Source organism: Pseudomonas sp. TYF_14, from assembly GCF_043105275.1.
GTDB lineage: Bacteria > Pseudomonadota > Gammaproteobacteria > Pseudomonadales > Pseudomonadaceae > Aquipseudomonas > Aquipseudomonas alloputida.
In genome coordinates, this window is sequence record NZ_JBICLK010000022.1 from 36023 (window position 1) to 57553 (window position 21531).

General features: G+C 62.8%; 19 protein-coding genes. 8 read left to right on the plus strand and 11 right to left on the minus strand.

All coding sequences use genetic code 11. From position 1 onward, the window contains the following. Positions 1-26 precede the first annotated feature (26 nt). From trmD to ffh, 4 genes are all read right to left on the minus strand, one after another. Positions 27-779, minus strand: coding sequence for a tRNA (guanosine(37)-N1)-methyltransferase TrmD (gene trmD, locus ACF8O8_RS06030; protein WP_003252146.1), 753 nt, complete (start codon positions 777-779; stop codon positions 27-29). A 3-nt stretch (positions 780-782) separates the two neighbouring features. Further along, positions 783-1319 (minus strand): ribosome maturation factor RimM, encoded by a 537-nt coding sequence (rimM, locus tag ACF8O8_RS06035; RefSeq protein WP_003252144.1) that lies wholly within the window; start codon positions 1317-1319, stop codon positions 783-785. A gap of 5 nt (positions 1320-1324) precedes the next feature. Next, positions 1325-1576 carry a 30S ribosomal protein S16 gene (rpsP, locus tag ACF8O8_RS06040; protein ID WP_003252142.1) on the minus strand — a complete coding sequence of 84 codons (252 nt, stop codon included), beginning with the start codon at positions 1574-1576 and terminating at the stop codon, positions 1325-1327. 259 nt (positions 1577-1835) lie between these two features. Then, positions 1836-3212: a signal recognition particle protein gene (ffh, locus tag ACF8O8_RS06045; RefSeq protein ID WP_003252139.1), complete on the minus strand. Its 1377-nt coding sequence runs from the start codon at positions 3210-3212 to the stop codon at positions 1836-1838. Positions 3213-3524: 312 nt separating this feature from the next. Between ffh and ACF8O8_RS06050 the strand changes: the two genes are divergently transcribed. From ACF8O8_RS06050 to ACF8O8_RS06060, 3 genes are all read left to right on the plus strand, one after another. Beyond that, positions 3525-4334: an inner membrane protein YpjD gene (locus ACF8O8_RS06050; RefSeq protein ID WP_014592195.1), complete on the plus strand. Its 810-nt coding sequence runs from the start codon at positions 3525-3527 to the stop codon at positions 4332-4334. A 9-nt stretch (positions 4335-4343) separates the two neighbouring features. Next, positions 4344-5549: a transporter associated domain-containing protein gene (locus ACF8O8_RS06055; protein ID WP_010952559.1), complete on the plus strand. Its 1206-nt coding sequence runs from the start codon at positions 4344-4346 to the stop codon at positions 5547-5549. A gap of 271 nt (positions 5550-5820) precedes the next feature. Beyond that, on the plus strand, positions 5821-7119 hold the full coding sequence (locus ACF8O8_RS06060; protein ID WP_010952558.1) for an MFS transporter: 1299 nt from the start codon (positions 5821-5823) through the stop codon (positions 7117-7119). 37 nt (positions 7120-7156) lie between these two features. On the opposite strand, the gene purT is transcribed toward ACF8O8_RS06060, so the two are convergent. The 5 genes from purT to ACF8O8_RS06085 form a co-directional block, all read right to left on the minus strand. Next, the gene (gene purT / locus ACF8O8_RS06065; protein WP_010952557.1) at positions 7157-8338 is read right to left on the minus strand and encodes a formate-dependent phosphoribosylglycinamide formyltransferase; all 1182 of its coding nucleotides are present in this window, start codon (positions 8336-8338) and stop codon (positions 7157-7159) included. A 76-nt stretch (positions 8339-8414) separates the two neighbouring features. Next, positions 8415-8882, minus strand: a complete 468-nt coding sequence (locus ACF8O8_RS06070) for a VUT family protein (protein WP_010952556.1) — start codon at positions 8880-8882, stop codon at positions 8415-8417. Positions 8883-9078: 196 nt separating this feature from the next. After that, entirely contained in the window at positions 9079-9270 is a 192-nt protein-coding gene (locus ACF8O8_RS06075) for a DUF1289 domain-containing protein (protein ID WP_162490565.1), read from the minus strand. Position 9271: 1 nt separating this feature from the next. After that, positions 9272-9796, minus strand: coding sequence for a gamma carbonic anhydrase family protein (locus tag ACF8O8_RS06080; RefSeq protein ID WP_010952554.1), 525 nt, complete (start codon positions 9794-9796; stop codon positions 9272-9274). Positions 9797-9839: 43 nt separating this feature from the next. Then, positions 9840-10439, minus strand: a complete 600-nt coding sequence (locus ACF8O8_RS06085) for a CoA pyrophosphatase (RefSeq protein ID WP_010952553.1) — start codon at positions 10437-10439, stop codon at positions 9840-9842. Between the two features lie 123 nt (positions 10440-10562). On the opposite strand from ACF8O8_RS06085, the gene ACF8O8_RS06090 reads away from it, so the two are divergent. The 4 genes from ACF8O8_RS06090 to ACF8O8_RS06105 all read left to right on the plus strand — a co-directional run bounded on the left by ACF8O8_RS06090 (position 10563) and on the right by ACF8O8_RS06105 (position 18088). After that, on the plus strand, positions 10563-11114 hold the full coding sequence (locus ACF8O8_RS06090) for an NUDIX hydrolase (RefSeq protein WP_010952552.1): 552 nt from the start codon (positions 10563-10565) through the stop codon (positions 11112-11114). A gap of 22 nt (positions 11115-11136) precedes the next feature. Continuing rightward, positions 11137-11691, plus strand: coding sequence for a murein L,D-transpeptidase family protein (locus ACF8O8_RS06095; protein WP_010952551.1), 555 nt, complete (start codon positions 11137-11139; stop codon positions 11689-11691). A gap of 160 nt (positions 11692-11851) precedes the next feature. Beyond that, positions 11852-13534, plus strand: coding sequence for a ShlB/FhaC/HecB family hemolysin secretion/activation protein (locus ACF8O8_RS06100; protein WP_392509383.1), 1683 nt, complete (start codon positions 11852-11854; stop codon positions 13532-13534). Positions 13535-13561: 27 nt separating this feature from the next. Then, positions 13562-18088: a hemagglutinin repeat-containing protein gene (locus ACF8O8_RS06105; RefSeq protein ID WP_392509384.1), complete on the plus strand. Its 4527-nt coding sequence runs from the start codon at positions 13562-13564 to the stop codon at positions 18086-18088. A gap of 160 nt (positions 18089-18248) precedes the next feature. Here ACF8O8_RS06105 and ACF8O8_RS06110 read toward each other — a convergent pair whose 3' ends face one another. Both ACF8O8_RS06110 and ACF8O8_RS06115 read right to left on the minus strand, forming a co-directional pair. Then, positions 18249-18884: a Pr6Pr family membrane protein gene (locus tag ACF8O8_RS06110; RefSeq protein ID WP_392509385.1), complete on the minus strand. Its 636-nt coding sequence runs from the start codon at positions 18882-18884 to the stop codon at positions 18249-18251. A 1-nt stretch (position 18885) separates the two neighbouring features. Then, positions 18886-19107 carry a VF530 family DNA-binding protein gene (locus ACF8O8_RS06115; RefSeq protein ID WP_012053596.1) on the minus strand — a complete coding sequence of 74 codons (222 nt, stop codon included), beginning with the start codon at positions 19105-19107 and terminating at the stop codon, positions 18886-18888. A 163-nt stretch (positions 19108-19270) separates the two neighbouring features. Here ACF8O8_RS06115 and ACF8O8_RS06120 point away from each other — a divergent pair, with 163 nt between their 5' ends. After that, a complete protein-coding gene (locus ACF8O8_RS06120; protein ID WP_392509386.1) occupies positions 19271-21313 on the plus strand; it encodes a TonB-dependent receptor in 2043 nt (680 codons plus the stop codon). Positions 21314-21531: the final 218 nt, after the last annotated feature.

Below are 21531 nucleotides of genomic sequence, written 5' to 3' on the forward strand. Positions count from 1 at the left end.
GGATACGCGATCCACCATCGATACGTTTAACTATCGTCCCGCTCGCGGAGATATTCCTCGAGCAGCTTCTTCTCTTCTCCAGAAAGCGAGCGACTTTCCAGAAGATCGGCGCGTCGTTCGAAGGTCCTACCAAGGGACTGCTTCATCCTCCAACGCCGGATATGTGCATGGTTGCCACTTAGCAACACGTCGGGAACACGCTGATCCGCATACACCTCAGGCCGGGTGTAGTGCGGGCAATCGAGCAGACCGTCGGTGAAGGAATCTTCTTCCGCCGAGTCCACATGCCCTAAAGCTCCGGGCAGCAGTCGCGTAACCGCATCGATCAGTACCATGGCCGGCAGCTCGCCACCGGAAAGCACATAGTCGCCAATCGACCACTCCTCATCGACATGAGCCTCGATAAAGCGCTCGTCGATGCCTTCATAACGACCGGCGATCAGGATCAACGATTCCTGTTCGGCCAGGCCTTTGACCGCCTGCTGAGTCAGCTTGCGGCCTTGTGGCGAAAGGTAGATCACCTTCGCCGCTGCTCCGGTCGCCTGCCTGGCGCTAACCAAGGCGTCTTCCAGAGGCTTGATTTTCATCACCATGCCCGGACCACCGCCAAACGGCCGATCATCTACCGTGTGGTGACGATCTGTGGTGTAGTCCCGCGGGTTCCAGCAAGTCACCTGAAGCAACCCTTGTTTCACCGCGCGGCTGGTAATGCCGTACTCCGTGATGGCCGAGAACATCTCGGGGAACAACGTGATGACGTCTACGCGAAGGTTACCCATCGTTTAGAAGTCCGCGTCCCATTCGACCCGCATCACGCCTGCTTCGAGGTCGATTGCCAGCACACATTGCTCCGTATAGGGCAACAGACGCTCGCGATCATCCAGGCTGCCTGCGCAGGGCTTGACCACCATTACATCGTTCGCACCGGTCTCCAACAGGTGATCGACCTTGCCGAACAGTTGTTCGTCCTGGTTGATGACCTTCAGACCTACCAACTGGTACCAGTAGTACTCGTCGGCAGCCAGGTTGGGCAAAAGGCTCCGCGGGATGCAGATTTCGTAACCGCTCAGAAGACGGGCTTCATCGCGATCGTCGAGACCTTTCAGCTTCACGACCAGGCCCTTTTGGGAGCCACGACCGCTGACCAGCTCGACCTGCTTTACCTTGCCTTCGTGCCGAAGCGTCCAGCGTGGATAATCCAACAGGTTTTCAATCGGATCGGTAAAGGAATACACCTTCACCTCGCCGCGAACGCCGTGAACCGAAAAAATCTTGCCAACGACGATGAGGTCGTCAGCCTTTTCTGGCGTCGCGTTCATACTATTCAGGCAGCGGCCTTGGCAGCTTCCTTCAGCAGCTGAGCAACACGCTCAGACGGCTGTGCACCCTGGCTCAGCCAGTAGGTGACGCGCTCTTGGTTGACCGACAGCTTAACTTCGGCGCCAGCAGCGATTGGGTTGAAGAAACCTACGCGCTCAACGAAACGGCCGTCACGGGCGTTACGCGAGTTGGTCACGGTCAGGTGGTAGAATGGGCGCTTTTTCGAGCCGCCACGGGCCAGACGAATGGTTACCATGTGAACATCGTTCCTATAGTCGGTGCTGCAGTTGATACAGCAGCTGGTACTGCAAATCTGAATGCCAAATAGGCACACGGGTGCCCAAAAGGCCGCATATTCTCGGGGAATACACGGACATTTGCAAATGACTTTTTCGGCAAGGCCTCGCCCTGCCGTCCAGATTTGCCGGTTGCGCCGCGAAATTCGCGGCTGTTGCCCCGCTACAGCGGGGGTTCTGGGCGCCTGCCCGACAAAAGGCAGGCACCCGGATCAGGGGTTACAGCTTTGGCATGCCGCCACCTGGCAGCATCCCGCCGAGGCCGCGCATCATCTTGGCCATGCCGCCTTTGGCAGAAAACTTCTTCATCATCTTCTGCATCTGCTTGTGCTGCTTGATCAGCCGGCCGATGTCCTGCACCTGGGTACCGGAACCCAACGCAATACGACGCTTGCGCGAACCGCTGATCAGGTCAGGGTCGCGGCGCTCGGCCGGGGTCATGGAGTTGATGATCGCTTCCATCTGCTTGAACTGCTTTTCGGCCGCGCCCTGGGCGTTGCCCATTTGCGACAGGTTGACCCCGCCGATGCTCGGCAGCTTGTCCATCAGGCCGCCGAGGCCGCCCATGTTCTTCATTTGCTGCAGCTGGTCGCGGAAGTCTTCGAGGTCGAAGCCCTTGCCCTTCTTCAGTTTCTTGGCCAGCTTGTCGGCCTTGGCCTTGTCGATGGTCTGCTCGGCCTGCTCGATCAGGCTCAGCACGTCGCCCATGCCGAGGATGCGCGAAGCGACGCGGTCGGGGTGGAACGGCTCGAGGGCCTCGGTCTTCTCACCCATACCGATGAACTTGATCGGTTTGCCGGTGATTGCACGTACCGACAGCGCAGCACCGCCTCGGGCATCACCGTCAACCTTGGTCAGCACCACACCGGTCAGCGGCAGCGCCTCGCCAAAGGCCTTGGCGGTGTTGGCAGCGTCCTGGCCGGTCATGGCGTCGACCACGAACAGCGTCTCGATCGGTTTGACGGCAGCGTGCAGCGCCTTGATCTCGTCCATCATGTCGGCGTCGATGTGCAGACGGCCGGCGGTGTCGACGATGACCACGTCAATGAACTTCAGCTTGGCTTCACGGATGGCGGCTTCGGCGATGGCCACCGGCTTCTGGCTGATATCGGACGGGAAGAAGGTGACGCCGATATCGTTGGCCAGTGTTTCCAACTGCTTGATCGCCGCCGGACGATAAACGTCGGCAGACACCACCATCACGCTCTTTTTCTTGCGCTCTTTAAGAAAGCGCGCCAGCTTGCCGGCGGTGGTGGTCTTACCGGCGCCTTGCAGGCCCGCCATCAGCACGACGGCAGGCGGGGCGGCGTTCAGTGCGAGGTCTTCGTTGGCCGCGCCCATCAGGCTTTCCAGCTCGGCCTGGACGATCTTCACGAAGGCCTGGCCCGGAGTCAGGCTGCGCGACACCTCGGTCCCGACCGCACGATCCTTGACGCTGTTGACGAAATCCTTGACTACCGGCAGGGCAACGTCGGCCTCGAGCAGCGCCATGCGCACTTCGCGCAGCGTGTCCTTGATGTTGTCTTCGGTCAGCTTGGCCTTGCCGGTGACATGGCGCAGCGTCTGTGACAGGCGGTCGGTCAGGTTTTCGAACATGGTGATCCTTTCAGGCCCAGTAAAGCCGAGGTTTGTCAGGTGCCAGGGGGGAAACACACACCCGCCGGGCACAGCAAGGCGGCGATTATAGCGAAGTGCAGCGACGACGCACACCTTGGTAGATATTCGGTGGCTGTGCTGGCCTCTTCGCGGGCGCGCCCGCTCCCACAGGATCCTCACTACCTGCAGGCCTGCGCCATACCTGTGGGAGCGGGCGTGCCCACGAATGCCCCGACACAAGCCTTCAGTCTTCCTTGATCAGCGGAATCTATGCCAAACTCCGTCTCTTTAAAGGCTCGCCAACCAGGACTTATGTTCTCCTCACCCAGCCTCATCCCCAACCTGATCGCAGCCGGCCTATATATAGCGGCGGCCATCTACCAGGGCTCATACCTGTCCCAGGGCCGCAAGGCCGAAAAGCGCCTGCTTGGCCTGCTGGGTGCCATCGCGGTCCTGGCCCAGGCCGGTGCACTGTTCTTCCAGCTGATCACCCCGCTGGGCCTGAGCCTGGACTTCTTCAGCGCCGCCAGCCTGATCGCCGTGGCGGTCATCTCCCTGACCCTGCTGGCCTGCCTGCGCATACCCGTGGAAAACCTGCTGGTGCTGCTGTTCCCGCTGGGTGCGGTGACCGCGCTGCTGGCCCAGTTCGCCCCCCCCGGCACGGTACCGCTGATCAACGAAGAACCCGGCATCCTTGCGCACATCCTGTTGTCGATCCTGGCCTACGGGCTGTTCACCATCGCGGTGTTCCAGTCGCTGCTGTTGCTGCTGCAGGACCGCCAGCTGAAGAACAAGCACCCGTCCGGGCTGATCCGCAACTTCCCGCCACTGCAAACCATGGAAAGCCTGCTGTTCGGCTTCCTCTGGGCCGGCTGGTGCCTGCTGTCGCTGTCGCTGATCTCCGGCTGGCTGTTCCTCGACAACCTGTTCGCCCAGCACCTGGCGCACAAGACCTTGCTGGCCTGTGTCGCCTGGGTGGTGTTCAGCGTGCTGCTGTGGGGCCGCACCCGCCTGGGTTGGCGGGGCCACATGGCCATCCGCTGGACGCTGAGCGGTTTCTGCCTGCTGATGCTGGCCTATTTCGGCAGCAAGCTGGTTCGCGAATTCATCTTGCATATCTGACGGCCGACCATGGACACCCTGCCGTACGCACCGCTATTCGGCACTCTGGCACTGGCCCTTTTGTGGTCAGCACTGTTCACTGCCGTGGAGGCTGCCCGCCTGCAGCTCAATGGCACACTGCGCGCCGGCGAAGACGGCCATCCCGTGCTGCCAGCCCAGGCCTTGGTGCTGTGCGCCAGCCTGGGCAAGCTGCTGGTGCTGGGGCTGGCCTGCCTGGTGGGCCAGCGCCAGAGTGGCGAGCACGGCTTCTGGCTGGCAGGCCTGGCCGCGACCCTCACCTTGCTGGTGTTTGCCGAGTATCTGCCGCGGCGCCTGGCCCGGCGTAACCCGCAGGCGTTCGTGAGCCTTGGTGCCAGCCTGCTGAAAGTGCCTCTCGCACTGCTGCAGCCACTGGCTTGCCTGCTGGACGGCGCCGCCAAGCTGATTCTGCGCCCGTTCCGGGCACAGCCCACAGCGGTGGCCCTGCACACGCAGGAGGCCGACGACTTCGATGAGGATGAACAGCACGAAGCGCCTCGCCAGGGTCTGCTCGACGGCCTGCAGTCGCTGGACAAGATCACCGTCAACGACATCCTGGTGCCGCGCAACGAAGTGGATGGCATCAACCTCGACGAGCCGATCGAACGCATCGTCGAGCAGCTGATCGTCAGCCGCCACACCCGCCTGCCGGTCTACCACAACGACATCAACCAGGTCGAAGCGATCCTCAACACCAAGCTGATCAGCCACCTGCTGCCCAAGGCCGAGCTGACCCTGGAAGCGCTGCACAGCGCCTGCTACGAACCTTATTTCGTACCAGAAAGCACGCCCCTGCAAATGCAGTTGTTGAACTTCCACAAGCAGCAACGCCGCTTGGGCGTGGTGGTGGACGAGTACGGCGAAGTACTGGGTATCGTCACCCTGGAAGACATTCTCGAAGAGATCGTCGGCGAGTTCGAGGACGAGCAAAGCCTGGAAAACCCGCATGTGCACCCGCAACCCGACGGTACCTTCGTCATCGATGGCACCGCTTCGTTACGCGAAATCAACCGCACCCTGAGCTGGCACCTGCCCTGCGACGGCGGGCCGAAAACCCTCAACGGGCTGGTTACCGAAGCGCTGGAAAGCATCCCGGAAAGCGCTGTTTGCCTGAAAATAGGCCGCTATCGCCTGGAAATCCTTGAAACAGAGGACAATTGCGCCAGCAAGGTACTGGTGTGGACCGTGACCCGATAGCTATACTCGGGTCACGCTTACCCAGCCCCGCCGTCACGCCCGCTACCCGCACCCGGCGCTCCACGGCCAGTCCGCTCCACTGATACGCCCTGCGGTCCTGCGTCAACACCCCGAACAGTACCCGCCCCGCCCCTACCCCCTTGGGCTATTGTCAGTCGGGCGCACACAATAAAACGCTCCGGCGCCCGCTTAACCGTACCCGCCCTTTTGCAGGGCATGCCGTCGCGGGCCAAGCCCATGGAGCCGGACCAGACTGTCAGGGACCTCCTCAATGACAAGCAGCACTTATGCCCAAGCGCCTGCCGCGCCAGTCAACTCGCCTGCGCGGGTAGCCACTGCCAGCTTCATCGGCACCGCCATCGAGTTCTATGATTTCTACGTCTACGCCACCGCCGCAGCCTTGGTGATCGGCCCGGTGTTCTTCCCGTCCGGGTCGGGCACCGCGCAAATGCTGGCCGCCTTCCTCACCTTCGGTATCGCCTTCCTCGCCCGGCCACTGGGCTCGGCATTGTTCGGCCATTTTGGCGACCGTATCGGTCGCAAATCCACGCTGGTCGCCTCGCTGCTGCTGATGGGCGTATCCACCACCGCCATTGGCGTGCTGCCAGGCTATGACAGCATTGGCGTGTGGGCGCCGATCATTCTCTGCCTGCTGCGTTTTGGCCAAGGCCTGGGCCTGGGCGGCGAATGGGGTGGCGCGGCCCTGCTGGCTACCGAAAACGCCCCGGAAGGCAAGCGGGCCTGGTTCGGCATGTTCCCGCAGTTGGGCCCGTCAATCGGCTTCCTGGCGGCCAACGGCCTGTTTCTGACCCTGGCCCTGGTGCTCAGCGACGAGCAGTTCCGCGAGTGGGGCTGGCGCATTCCGTTCCTGCTCAGCGCCGCACTGGTACTGGTAGGCCTGTACGTACGCCTGAAGCTTGAAGAGAGCCCGGTGTTCGCCAAGGCCGTTGCCCGCCACGAGCGGGTGAAAATGCCGGTGGTCGACCTGTTCTCCAAATACTGGCTGCCAACCCTGCTGGGCGCTGCGGCCATGGTGGTGTGCTATGCGCTGTTCTACATTTCCACGGTGTTCTCGCTGAGCTACGGCGTAACCACACTGGGCTACAGCCGCGAAACGTTCCTTGGCCTGCTGTGTTTCGCGGTGGTGTTCATGGCACTGGCCACACCGTTGTCGGCCTGGCTCAGTGACCGTTACGGGCGCAAGCCGGTACTGATCGTCGGCGGCCTGCTGGCGATAGCTTCGGGCTTTACCATGGAGCCACTGCTGACCTCGGGATCGACTGCAGGCGTGGCGCTGTTCCTGGCCATCGAGCTGTTCCTGATGGGCGTGACCTTCGCGCCGATGGGTGCACTGCTGCCAGAGCTGTTCCCGACCCACGTGCGTTATACCGGTGCCTCGGCGGCGTATAACCTGGGCGGTATCGTCGGCGCCTCGGCAGCACCGTTCTTTGCCCAGAAGCTGGTGAGCATGGGGGGTTTGAGCTGGGTGGGGGGTTATGTGTCGGTGGCGGCGGTGATCAGCCTGATTGCCGTGCTGTGCCTGAAAGAGACGCGCAATACCACGCTGTAAGCCACTGGGGCCGCTTTGCGGCCCCAGCACTCTCGGATCAGAACTCGACCTTGACCGCCTGCGAAGCGCGGGTCGCCTTGGCCCGCGCCAGTTCGACCGATTCGTCACGCGCCAGGCACACACCCATGCGGCGGGTGCCATTGATTTCCGGCTTGCCGAACAGGCGAATGGCGGTATCCGGCTCGCTCAGCGCTGCGCCCAGGTTGGCGAAGCTGGTCTGTTGGGACTGGCCTTCGGGCAAGATCACTGCCGAAGCCGACGGGCCGAACTGACGCACCACCGGAATCGGCAGGCCGAGAATGGCGCGAGCATGCAGGGCGAATTGCGACAGGTCCTGGGAAATCAGGGTGACCAGACCGGTGTCATGCGGGCGCGGCGACACTTCGCTGAACCACACCTGGTCGCCCTTCACGAACAGCTCCACACCAAACAGGCCACGACCGCCGAGGGCATCGGTGACCGCCTTGGCCACGCGCTGCGATTCAGCCAGCGCTTTCGGGCTCATGGCCTGTGGCTGCCAGGACTCCTGGTAATCGCCCTTCTCCTGACGGTGGCCGACAGGTTCAAGGAAGGTGGTACCGCCCACGTGGCGCACGGTCAGCAGGGTGATCTCATATTCGAAGTCAATGAAACCTTCGACGATCACCCGGCCCTTGCCAGCGCGGCCGCCCTCCTGGGCATAATCCCACGACTTCTGCAGGTCAGCATCACTGCGCAGCAGGCTCTGGCCCTTGCCCGACGAGCTCATCACCGGCTTGACCACGCACGGGTAACCCAGGTCGGCTACGGCCTTGGCGTAGTCTTCATAGGTGTCGGCGAAGTGGTACGGCGAGGTTGGCAGGTCCAGCTCTTCGGCAGCCAGGCGGCGGATGCCTTCGCGGTTCATGGTCAACTGGGTGGCGCGGGCGGTGGGCACCACGGTGAAGCCTTCGTTTTCCAGCTCGACCAGGGTGGCGGTGGCGATGGCTTCGATTTCCGGCACGATGTAGTGCGGCTTCTCGGCTTCGATCACCGCGCGCAGGGCAACGCCATCGAGCATGTTGACCACATGGCTGCGGTGCGCCACCTGCATTGCCGGAGCATTGGCGTAGCGGTCGACGGCGATTACTTCGACGCCCAGGCGCTGCAGCTCGATTACCACTTCCTTGCCCAGCTCGCCACAGCCGCAGAGCAGTACACGGGTCGCGGTGGGCGACAATGGGGTTCCGATACGGGTCATTTCAGGTCCTCGAAGGCATCCGGGGCCGCGCCAGGCTAGGCGCCACCCGCTGAAAAAGGACCGCTATTCTACACCATCAACCGGCCACGGCGGCCCGCCGGGCGCGAAATGCCATGGCCAGCCACACCGCGGTTACACCGGCGAATTTCGAGGCCATCGCGGTGCCGATCACTGCCGGGGTCAGCGCGCCGATCATGCCGAAGAAAATGAAGGTATCCACCGGGATGCTCAGCGCCGAACTGAGCCACAGGCGGTCGCGCAGCGGCCGACGGGTGATGCTGAACACCAGCCAGTCGATCAGCTCGGAAATGAAGAACGCAGTGGCGCTGGCCAGGGCGATGGCCGGCTCCGAGGTGACATAGGACAGCACCAGTGCCACCAGCATGGCGACCAGGGCGCCATGACCAAAACGGGTCTGCACCATGTCGCGCAGGATGAACACCAGGCCGCCCCAGGCAGACCAGATGATGTCCAGATGCGGGGCACTGGAGAAGGCGTAGTTGATCAGCACTACGCTGCTGATGTAGGCAATCAGATAGAACATGGCGGGCTGTCTGTGGGCAAGCCGTACAGATTACCGCTGGGCCGTTCGCGGGTAAACCCGCCGCCACAGATGTTGTGCAGCCCTCAAGGCTGACGCTGTACCTGTGGGAGCGGGCGTGCCCGCGAAGCTGCCACTGCGGTGCATGGCACCGGCTTCGCCGGTATTCGCGGGTAAACCCGCTCCTACAGGGTTCGCGTCAGGCCTGCATGATGAGGCCGGCTTCTAATGCCCGTTCATGGCAACGCTTGAGCACCGCCCGACGCTCGTCGTTGTCCATCCGCCCCCAGCGACCAATCTCGGCCACGGTACGCTGGCAGCCGGTGCAGATATCCTGCTCGTCCAGCGCACAAATACTCACGCACGGCGAAGCCACCGGCCGCTCGACCACTTCACTCATCATCAACCACCAGATCCCGCGCATAACGCTGGGCATTGTGCACGTAATGTGCGGCACTCGCTTCAAGCATGCGCTTCTGCTGCTCGGTCAGTTCGCGTACCACCTTGCCCGGCGAGCCCATCACCAGCGAACCGTCCGGAATTTCCTTGCCCTCGGCGATCAGTGCATTGGCGCCGATAATGCAGTGCTTGCCAATGCGCGCGCCATTGAGGATCACTGCGTTGATACCGACCAGGCTGAAGTCGCCCACCGTGCAGCCATGCAACATGGCATTGTGGCCAACGGTCACGCCCTTGCCCAACGTCAGTGGCGAGCCCATGTCGGTGTGCATCACCGTGCCATCCTGCACGTTGCTGCCTTCACCGATGTCGATCAGCTCGTTATCACCGCGCAACACCGCGCCAAACCACACACTGGAATGGGCTTGCAGGCGCACGTTGCCAATGAGCGTGGCGTTGGGGGCGGCCCAACTGGTGGGGTGGCTCTCGACCCGCAGGTCGCCCAGGCGATATTTCATGCTTGTTCCTCAGGCTGCGACGCAGACGGCGGGGTAGGCCCGCTCAATTTTCGATGTGACGCTCAGGGGGGTGATGCAGGCTGATACCGGCATCGAACAGCAGGTTGACCAACTCGACGATCATGATCGCCGACAACCCCCAGATCTTGTATTCACCATAGCGGTAACTGGGCACATACCAGCTACGCCCCTGGTAATCGATACGGTGGGTATGATCGCGCGGGTCCTGCCGGAAGAATTCCAGCGGCACGGTGAATACTGCCGCGATCTCGGCATCATTGGCGCGATATTCGACGAAGTCCGGGATAAGCCCGACGAATGGCGTCACTTTCAGGCCATGTAGCGAAATCAGCGGGCTGAGCGGACCAATCACCTCCACCAGGCCAGGGGGCAGGCCGATTTCTTCTTCAGCCTCGCGCAGGGCAGTAAAGACCAGGTCCGGGTCTTCCGGGTCGCGGCGGCCACCGGGAAAGGCTACTTCGCCACCGTGGGTAGACAGGCCCTTGGCGCGCAGGGTCAAGACCAGTTCGGGCGCTTCGCTGCGGGTAATGGGCAAGAGGACCGCCGCTTCGGGGAACCGCCTGTCGGTTTCCAATGACGCGGGTTGGTGGTTGCTCATTCGGCGAAGTAGCTCGTCCAGCATTGCGCACGCTCGTATCCAGGTCCTGTGTTGCATGATGCACCAAAGCCGCGAAGCACCCAAGCCCCAGCGCTTGCGGCGGCACGGTGGCCGAGCCAAGATAGCCTTGAGCATAAGGAACCACACATGAAATTCTGCAGCGCATGCGGCCAACCGGTCAGTCAGCGGATCCCCGAGGGCGACAGCCGCCTGCGGTACGTCTGTGGCTCTTGCCAGACCATCCACTACCAGAACCCCAACATCGTGGCCGGCGTATTGCCGACCTGGGGCAGCCAGGTGTTGCTGTGTCGCCGCGCCATTGAGCCGCGCCGGGGTTTCTGGACCCTGCCCGCCGGTTTCATGGAAAACGGCGAAACCCTCGACCAGGCCGCGCGTCGCGAAACCGTCGAGGAAGCCTGCGCCCGGGTCGGGCCGACGTCCCTGTACCAGCTGTTCGATCTGCCGCACATCAGCCAGGTGCATGTGTTCTTCCGCGCCGAGTTGGCGGACCTGGACTTTGCCGTCGGTGTCGAAAGCCTGGAGGTGCGGCTGTTCGAAGAACATGAGATACCGTGGGACGAGCTGGCTTTCCGCACCGTCACTCGCACACTAGAATGCTACTATCGCGACCGCATCGGCCAGCACTACCCCATAGGCCATGAATACCTGCCGCCGATGAACGTTTCGCCACACACCTAAACGCCTTCAGGGATACTGTTACATGCGCTGGTTGCTTGCCCTTTTCTGCCTTTGCGTTACCTCGGTGTCCCAGGCGGCCTTCACCGAAACCATCATCCGCAAGCCCGCGCCGGCAGCGCAAACTCCCTCGCCTTCGCAGCAAGCCATGCAACCGTTGATCGACAAGGTGCTGGTGATCAAGTCGGAGCGCCGCCTGCAGTTGATCAGCCGCGGCGAGCCGCTGAAAACCTACCGCATCTCGCTGGGCAAGCAGCCCAAGGGCGCCAAGGAACGCGAAGGCGACAAGAAAACCCCCGAGGGCTTGTACTGGCTGGACTGGCGCAAGCAGAGCGACCGCTTCAACCTGGCCATGCACATCAATTACCCGAACATCAGCGATGCCGCCCGCGCGACCCGGGCAGGGGTGAATGCCGGCAGCATGATCATGATTCACGGCACGCCGATCAACGATGAATACCCGGAATGGTACTTCCATACCCTGGACTGGACGGATGGTTGCATTGCCATGCGCAACCGCGACATGCAGGAAGTGTGGGACCTGGTTCGGGATGGAACGCTGATCGAGATCCGCCCTTGATATAGAGCCTTCCGGCAAAAGTTGTAGGAACCTTCTCACCATTTAGCGCGAACTTGCCTGACAGGTGCTTAGGCAGGGTACTGCATCCATACGAGTGGCTTAATTTCTAGCATCCACGCAGACGAGTACGAAAACCGTACATCATTTGCGGGGTGCTTCAATGCCGTGCCTGATTCACCGCATCGCCCATTGGCTGTCGGCCGGTTGCCTTTCTGGCTTGCTGTCCATTCCCCAGGTGCTGGCCGACGACCCTGCCAGCCAGCAGTTGCGCGATCAACAGCATGGGCTGCGGCAACTGGAGCAACAGCAGCGGCTGGAACGCTGGCAGCGTGTACCCGTCCCGGCTGAACCGACCAACAGCACTTCCCACCGCCCGCACGATGATCGCTGCTGGGCAGTCGATGGCGTGCGCGTGGCGGGCATGCACCGGCTTTCGAACTCGGCACTGGCGCCCACCATCCGTGCCCTCACGCCTGCCTGCATGGGCATCGCCGACATCAACCGGCTGCTCAAAGCCATCACCCAACGTTATGTACAAGCCGGCTACCCAACCAGCCGCCCCTACCTGCGCCAGCCCCCAGCAGAGGGCATGCCGTTGGACATCGTCATTGTCGAAGGCTTTGTCGAAACCATCGAACTGGCTGGCCCCGACCTGCCCCTGTCTCTCTCCAGTGCCTTCCCAGGCCTGCTTGGGCAGCCACTGTACCTGCCCGACCTTGAGCAAGGCCTGGACCAACTCAACCGCCTTCGCGCCTATGAACTGGGCGCCACCTTGCTGCCCGGCGAACTGCAGGGCGGCACCCGCGTGGTCGTGCAGCCGGGCAAGGTTGCTTCACGCTGGCACCTGGACAGCCGCTTCGACAACCGAGGCAGCGAGCTGACCGGCCGCCACCGCGTCAACCTCGGCATTGGCCTGGACAGCCCGCTTGGCCTCAATGATGAGCTGCGCCTGTCGTTGACCCGCACGGTGCTCGATACGCCCGGCCAAAGCCAAGGGATATCGTTGTACTACAGCATCCCCTACGGCGCCTGGACCTTTGCCCTCAGCGCCAGCCAGCTAAGCTATCAAGCCCCCCTCCCCTACAGCGACAAGGCTGCCGACGGCAGCAGCAGCTATCAGGGCCTGAGTGTCGAGCGGGTATTGTGGCGCAACCAGCAAGGCATGCTCAGCGCCAGCGCCCGTCTGGACCGCAAGCAGCTGATCAACCGCAGCGCTGGCGCGGTTATCGTCCAGCAGAGCCCGACGCTGGCCACGGTAGAGGCCGGCATCAACCTGCTGTGGCTCGAAAGTGGCCTGTGGAACGGTTACTTCGGCGTTGCCCAAGGCATTGACGCATTGGGTGCCGACCGCTCGCCCCTGGGTGCTCAACGCCTGCGCCCGGACTTTCGCAAGTACCGCGCCAACCTGCTGCACCTGCGTCAAGGCCCGGCACCCAGCCCTTGGCGCTGGCAGAGCGAGCTGGCCATGCAGTACAGCCGTGACCCGCTGCCTGCCGTCGAACAGCTGCTGGTCAGCGACGATTCGGCTGTCCGCGGCTTTCGTCTGCACACTTACTCCGGTGCCAGCAGCGCCGTCTGGCGCAATACGTTCAGCCAGGCGCTGCCACGGACCTGGGCTCCACCTTTCGAGATACGCCCCTACATCGGCCTGGACCTGGGCTGGGTTCGCACCGCCGAAGGCAAACCGTCACAGCGCCTGGCCGGGGCCGCCGCAGGGTTGGAACTGAGCCTGCCCGGCAGCCGCCTGCGCCTGGACTACCAACGCGCCTTGTACACCAGCGACCTGCCCCGCCCGCGGCTGGAGCCCGGCTTCTGGGTGCTGGACTGGACCCTGAGCATCTGATTCACCCACAACAAAGAGAACGAGAAAATGCAAACACTCTCGCAGTTACCGCCTGTTCGCCCGGATACCTTGCGCTGGGCAATCTTCCTCGCCGTGCTCGGGCCCAGCGCCGCACTGGCTCAGACAGGACTGGAAGCAGCCAGCGGCCCCGGGGGGACCCCGGTCATCCATAACGGCCACGGGGTGCCGGTCATCGACATCGTGCCGCCCAACGCCACGGGGCTGTCACACAACCAGTTCATCGACTACAACGTTGCCACCCCGGGCCTGGTGCTGAACAACGCCACCGCAGCCGGGCAGTCGCAACTGGCCGGCGCCCTGGCGGCCAACCCGCAGTTCCAGGGCCAGGCCGCCTCGACCATTCTTAACGAAGTGATCAGCCGCAACGCCTCGCTGATCGAGGGGCCGCAGGAAATCTTCGGGCGCCCGGCCGACTACATACTGGCCAACCCCAATGGCATCACCCTCAATGGCGGCAGTTTCATCAACACCACCCGCGCAGGCTTCGTGGTGGGCACCCCGCAATTCGAGGAGCAACAGCTCAGGTACCTCGATACGCTCACGGCCAGTGGCACCCTGCAGGTACTGGAGTATGGCCAGGGCAATGCCGGTGGCGCACTCGAACTGATCGCACCGCGCGTGGACAGCAAAGGCTTGCTCATGGCCAGCGAAACGCTCGACATCACTGTCGGCCGCAACCGTATCGACAGCCGCAGCGGCGAGGTGGTCGAACACCTGCCCAGCCCCTCGTCGAGCATTGATGCCAGCCTGTTCGGCGCCATGCGCGCCGGGCGTATCCGTGTGGTAAGTACTGCCGAAGGCGCGGGTGTGCGTGTGGGGGCCTCGCAAATTCTGGGCGCCGAGGGGGTCGACATCAGCTCGGCCGGGGGCCTGCATGTCAGCGGCAGTGGCGACCGCCCGACCGAGCTGCGCAGCGAGCGTGGCGTACTGAAACTCACCGCTGCCGATGACCTTATGCTTGAAACGGTTGACGGCCAGGCCCCGCGGATCGAAGCAAGGGCTGGCAAGAAGCTCACCCTGGACGCCAAGACAATCGAGCACATCAAGCACGACAGTGACAGCTGGAACAAGAAGTTCTGGTTCGTCACCCGTGAAACCTACAACCGCAAGACCACCACCACCCACAAGCAACAACAGGGCAGTCAATTGCTGGGCACTGAGAGCGTGCTGTTGCAGTCCGGCGACGACATGCGCATGACCGCCGCGAAGGTGGACGCCGGTAACGAGCTGACGGTCGACAGCGGTGCCGGCCTGGACATCCTCGCCGGCATCGACAGCAAACGCACCGAACAGCAGGTGCGTCATCGCAAGGATTTATGGCGCGGTGACAGCGATAGCGACCAGCTCAAGGAAACCGCAAAGGGCAGTACCCTGAGCGCCGGGCACATGTCGATAAAGGCAAGCGACAACCTCAACGTACAGGGCAGCAGCCTGCACAGCCGCAGCGATCTGGCTATCCAGGCGAAACAGGCCGACATCGGCACCACCACCTTGCAGGAACACGGTACCCAACGCGACTACCGAGGCGACCTGGTGTCCGGCACATTCTTTGGTGACCGCAAAGGTAACGACACCGAGGGCCAGGTCGTCGCGGGCAGCACGATAACCAGCGATGGCGAGCTCACTGTGAGTGCCGACCAGGTCACCATCAAAGGCAGCACCGTGTTCGGTAAACAGGACGCGGTGCTCTACAGCGAGAACGGCTCGCTGGCCATCGAGGCAGACCATGGCAGCACGACCTCCACCCAGCGCACCAGCGACAGTAAACTGTTCGGCCTGATCGGCAGCAAGCACGAAAGCACGGACCGCAAACAGCAGGTACTGGTCAGCGACGTCAGCTCGACCAGCAACCTGCGCCTGGCCAGCGCCGAAGAGATGCGTATTCAGGGCGCCAAGGTCGAAGCTGGCAAGCATCTGCAAGTCGAGGCCAAAGGCGACCTGTTGATTGGCAGTGCGCAATCGGTCGATGAACGCGAAACCCGCGACCATCAACGGGGTTTCACGGCCAACGCCAGACAGACCCAGGAAGCCGAGGATGGCAAGCCCGAGTCTCGCCAGTACGCGGCTGGCGTGGCGTATGAGGTCGTGACCAGCACCAGCAAGCAGCGCACGACCAACCAGGTTGCCAGTGAGCTCAAGGGCGCCTCGGTGGGCATGAACAGCAGCGCGCACCTGCAGGTCAACGGCAGCAAGGTCCAGGCCACTGCCGGCGATCTCGATGTGCAGGCGCGGGAAGTGACACTGGGGGCGACCCGCAACGACCGTGACGTAGCCACCAGCACCACCGAAAGTGGTGGCGGGTTGACAGTAACCGGTGGCATCGACCGCCTGGGCAGTTTGTTCGAAGGCCATCACAACCGCGAGGTGCAAGCCGAACGCGAAAGCAAGGTGCAGCGCAGCGAGTTGCAGGCCAGCGGCGATCTGAAATTGCGCAGTGATGCACTGCTCACCGAGGCCGCGCACGTCGAGGCCGGCAACACCCTGCAGGTGACCGCCAAACACATCGACAACCGTGCAGTGCAGGATACCCATGAACATGAACAAAGCCGTGACGACTGGTCGGGTAGCCTGGGCGCCAGTATCGAATACCGCGACCTGACCCGCCCTATCGAACGCCTGGTGCTGGGTGAGGAAGCCCCGCGCTTCCAGCAAGCTTCGCCTGAAGACGCCATGGCACCTCCCAGCGTGGGGGCCGACATGACGGTCGAACACCTCAAGCGCCTGGAAAACCAGCGCCGTGGCATTGCTCAGGTCAGCGAGTTGTCCGCAGCAAAGGTCGAGGTCAAGGCTGACACACTGGCCGACCAGGGCACAGCCTGGCGGGCCAATGCCGGCTCGCTGAAAATCGAGGCGCAGCAGCATCAGGTGAACGCCGCCGAAAATACCCAGGAAACCACCGTTCAACGCCTGGCCTATGGTGGCGATGCGCGCCTGGACACCAGCACCGGCGAGGACTTGAATGTACGCGCCGCCGGCAAAGGGGGGTCGCTGGATAAAAAGGATACCGCCAGCACCGCCGTGCCCGGCAGCCTTTACGGGCAACAGGGTATCCAGGTACAGCTGGGCAGCGATGGCCGCTACGAAGGGGCCCGCATCGATGGCGGTGAAGGCAGCGTGGTCATGCACAGTGCCGGGTCGCTGGCCTTACCCCAGGCGACCGACCAGGCCGAACAACAGTCACGCCAGCTCGATGGCAATGCCTGGGCCAAAGTCGGCAACCGCCCGGGCAGCACCGGTGTCGATGGCCGGGGGTATCTGGACCATGGCCAAAAGCTGAGCACGCAGGGCAAGGCACAAGTGGCACAAATCGACGCCAAGGGCGAGGTAAAGCTGACCAGCACAGGCGACCTGTTGCTCGAAGGCACGCGCATTGGTAGCCGCGAGGCCAAGGCCGGCGACATACAGGTGCAAAGTGGCGGCCAGTTGCAGGTCAAGGCGGCCAGCAACACCCAGCAAGCCGCAGGCAGCAACCTGGGTGGCGGCATGGAGCTGGCGGCCAAGGCTGGCCAGACCCAGGGGGGAGCCATAGGCGGCCACTTCAGCCACGGCAAGCAGGACGAACATGCACGTCAGGCGGTCGATGCCCAGTTTGCCAGCAACGGCACACTGACCCTGACCAGCAGCGCCCGCGAGGACATCGCCCTGCACCTGCAAGGCCTGCAGGCCTCGGCCGAACAGATCACCCTCGACGCCTCGAATGGCGGCATGCTGGTTGAAGCCTCTTCCAGCCAGGAGCGACGCGACAACCTCGACATCTCGGCCGGCGCCGGTTTCAACATGGCCAAGGGCGCCTTGGACACCCGCGGCCTGCATGGCCGGCTCAAGGTAGAGCTCGACAAGCGCGACAACCTCACCTGGAATACCAGTGACCTGCGCGCCGAGCGCATCGACCTGCAAAGCCGCGGCGATACCCGCATCGAGAGTGCCACCCTGGATGCAGGGCATATTGGCGGCACAATCGACGGTGACCTGCGCATCGCCAGCCTCAAGGACAACGTCAACACCCTGAGCGTGAAAGGCGATGTCAGGCTGAGCCAGGAGAAAAACCCGCAGGGCTATGTCAATGCGGCCAAATCGGTGGCAGGGCCGCTGGGAGGCAAGGTCGAGAAAAAGGCCGGTTCGGCCCTGAGCAAGGCAGACCCAGGGTTCTCGCCGACCGTCAGCCTCGACGTGTCGCATGCACAGCGTGACAATGTGGCGCGTCAGACCACGCTTAAAAGCAGCGACGGCATCGACCTGCAGGTCGGTGGCAACGCTCATCTGGTGGGGGCACGCTTACAGTCGGCCAAAGGCGACGTGAGGCTCGACGCCAACTCGGTCACCCAGGAAACGCTGAGCGGCAATGACTATCGCCGAGACCTGTCGTTGGATGCGTCCAACTCACCGGTGGATCTGGGCACGGCAATCGCCGAGATAGCCAAAAGCAAAATGGCGGCGGATGGGGAAAATGCGCTGGACCTGGGCGTGTTGAGAACCAGTGGGCATAGTCGCAGCGAGCAATGGGTTTCGAGCATGCAAGGGAAGAAGCACTAAGACGCCATCGCGGCCCTGGCCATTTGGGGATATCAGCAATCTTGTGCCCTGCTGCTGACACCCGGGCCGCGTGCCTCCCGCTTCCACAGCGAATACCACAGCCCTTGGGCTTGTGATTTCTCTGCGGGGGCGGGCTTGCCCGCGAAGAGGCCGCTACAGGTCAAGCCAGCCTGTGCAGCCCCCGCCACCGATCCAGCCCAAGCAACACCAGCCCTATCCCCCAGAAACCCGCCAGCACCCCAAGGGCGTTGAGCATCACCTGCCCATACCCCAGGCTGGCCACATCGATGAACGGGTAGGCATAGACGCCAATCTCACTCCCCCGCCACAACGCATAACCAAAGTAGACCGCCGGGTACACCGGCCACACCAGCAAATGCCATAGCCGCAAACTGCCCTTGGGCACCTCGCTCCACCAGTACAAGGCATACAGCACCGGCATCACGTCGTGCAGCAACTCGTCCGCCAGCCATTGCCAACCCTGTGGTTGCCACAAATGACGCAGCAGCACGCTGTAGGCCAGCGCCACCAGCACGATACTGGCGGCCACTGCAGAGCTTACCGAGGGCGACAGGAAAAAGCGTTTGCCACGGCCTTCCCTACCGAATGCGGCATAGCTGAGCACCGTCGCCACCAGGGTATTGGTCAGCACGGTGAAGTAGCCGAACACATTGATCAGGCCACCAATCAGGCTGGCCTGTTCCTGCCAACGCGCCAGCAGTACCAGGTTCACCTGCACGGCCAGGCCGAACCAGCCCAGCACCGCCATGCCGGTCAGCCAAGGGCGACGCGACATGTCAGGCCTGACGCTGCAGCTTCACGTACAGCTGCTCGACCTTCTCCCGCGCCCACGGTGTTTTGCGCAGGAACGTCAGGCTCGACTTGATGGTCGGGTTGCTCTTGAAGCAGCGCACATCGATGCGCTCGGCCAGGCCATGCCATTGGTAATGCGCCACCAGCTCGGTGAGGATCTGTTCAAGGGTCTTGCCGTGCAGCGCGTTGTGTTGGGCCGTGCTCATGCTGTGCTCCGTAGGAAAGATGCGCACCTTACACGAGTGTAGTGGTGGGAGGGATCCGTCGAGTCGACAGAAAAATCGCTGGTCAGAGGCAAAACCTCTGTGATGGAATAGTTATGTTATGTTGTAACACTAAAAAGCATCTGCCAAGGAACGCCCCATCCCCATGCTGTACACACCGCTTCGCCTTTCCCCCCTTGCCGTCGCACTCTGGCTGGCTGCATCCCCCAGCCAGGCCGTAGAACTTGAGCCGCAGGTCATCACCGCCAACCCGCTGGGTAACCGCCAACTGGCCGCCCCCAGCACCGTGCTCGAAGGCGACAACCTGCTGCAACAGCAGCACGGCAGCCTGGGTGAAACCCTTAACAAGCAGCCCGGTGTCGCCTCTACCTGGTTCGGCCCTGGCGCCAGCCGCCCGGTGATCCGCGGCCTGGATGGCGACCGCATTCGTATCCTGCGCAATGGCGTCGGTGCCCTGGATGCCTCGTCGCTGTCCTACGATCATGCCGTGCCGCTGGACCCGGTAACCGTCGAGCGCGTCGAAATCGTCCGTGGCCCGGCCGCCCTGCTTTACGGCGGCAACGCCATTGGCGGGGTGGTCAACACCTTCGACAACCGCATCCCGGACTCGCCGATCGAGGGCATCCACGGTGCCGGTGAACTGCGTTACGGCGGCGCCGACACCACTCGCAGCAGCGCCGGCAAGCTGGAGGCCGGCGACGGCGCCTTCGCCCTGCACCTGGATGCCAACAGCCGCCAGTTCAACGACCTGCGCATCCCGGGCTATGCACGCAGCGCCAAGGTGCGCGATGCCGACGAGCCCGGCAGCAAACACCGCCTGGAAAACAGCGACGGTCGCCAGGACGGCGGCGCAATCGGTGGTGCCTACCACTGGGACCACGGCTACGCCGGCCTGTCGTACAGCCGCTACGACAGCAACTACGGCTCGGTGGCCGAGTCCGGCGTGCGCCTGGACATGAAACAGGATCACTACGCCTTCGCCTCCGAACTGCGCGATCTCGACGGCCCGTTCAGCTCGGTCAAGGTAGATGCTGGTTACACCGACTACGAACACAGCGAAATCGAGGAAGGCGAGGTCCATACCACCTTCAAGAACAAGGGCTACGAAGCCCGCATCGAAGCCCGTCACCAGCCGCTCGGGCCGATTGAAGGGGTGATCGGTGCCCAGGTCAGCCGCAACGAATTCTCCGCCCTGGGCGAGGAAGCCTTCGTCCCGCACACCGATACCGACAGCCTGGCGCTGTTCATGCTGGAGCAGTGGCAAGCCACCGAACGCCTGAACCTGAGCCTGGGCGCGCGCATGGAGCACACCCGCGTAGACCCGGACGCCAAAGGCAACGAGAACTTCGTTGACGCCGACAGCGCCAGCAGCTTCAACGCCTTCAGCCTGTCGTCGGGGGCTGTGTACCAGCTCGACCCAATCTGGTCGCTGGCCGCTAACCTCGGCTACACCGAGCGCGCCCCTACCTTTTACGAGCTGTACGCCAATGGCGCGCACGTAGCCACCGGCGCGTTTGAAGTCGGTGACGCCAGCCTGAACAAGGAAAAGGCCATTTCCGCCGACCTGGCGTTGCGCTTCGACAACGGCACCCACAAGGGCAGTGTTGGGTTGTTCTACAGCCACTTTCGCAACTACATCGGCCTGATTGGCACCGGCAACACCCGCGAAGGCGAGCATGACCATGAGGAGGAGGATCACGATCATGATCATGATCATGAGGGCTTCCCGGAATACCAGTACCAAGGCGTGCGGGCGCGCTTCTACGGCATCGAGGCCCAGGACAGCTGGCAGTTGGCCGAGAACCGTTACGGCAGCTTCGCGCTGGAGTTGTCCGGTGACTATACCCGAGCCAAGAACCTCGACAGTGGCGAGCCACTGCCCCGCATCGCCCCGCTGCGCCTGAACAGCGGCCTGGTCTGGGAGCTGGACCGCTGGCAGGCGCGGGTAGACGTGCAGCACGCTGCGTCGCAGCACCGCAAACCCGCCAACGAAACCAGCACCGATGGCTACACCACCTTGGGCGCGAGCGTTGGCTACCGCTTCGACATTGGCCAGAGCCAGTGGCTGGCGTTTGTGCGCGGCGAAAACCTGACCGACCAGACCGTGCGCTATGCCAGTTCGATCCTGCGCGATATCGCACCGGCGCCGGGGCGTAGCGTGGAAGTCGGGTTGCGTACCACCTTCTGAACCACAAGCGACGAAGATCGGTGTAGGAACGGGTTCACCCGCGAATACGACGGTAGGGCAACCGGCGCATTCGCGGGTGAACCCGCTCCTACACCTGCCTCGATTAATGACGACTGTTGCCCGTTCAACAACAATCCTCTGCGACAATTTGTCTTTTTTTCTTATAACTTCCCCTATATCCTCCCCGCCGCAAGCTGAAACGCTTCATCGAACAATCT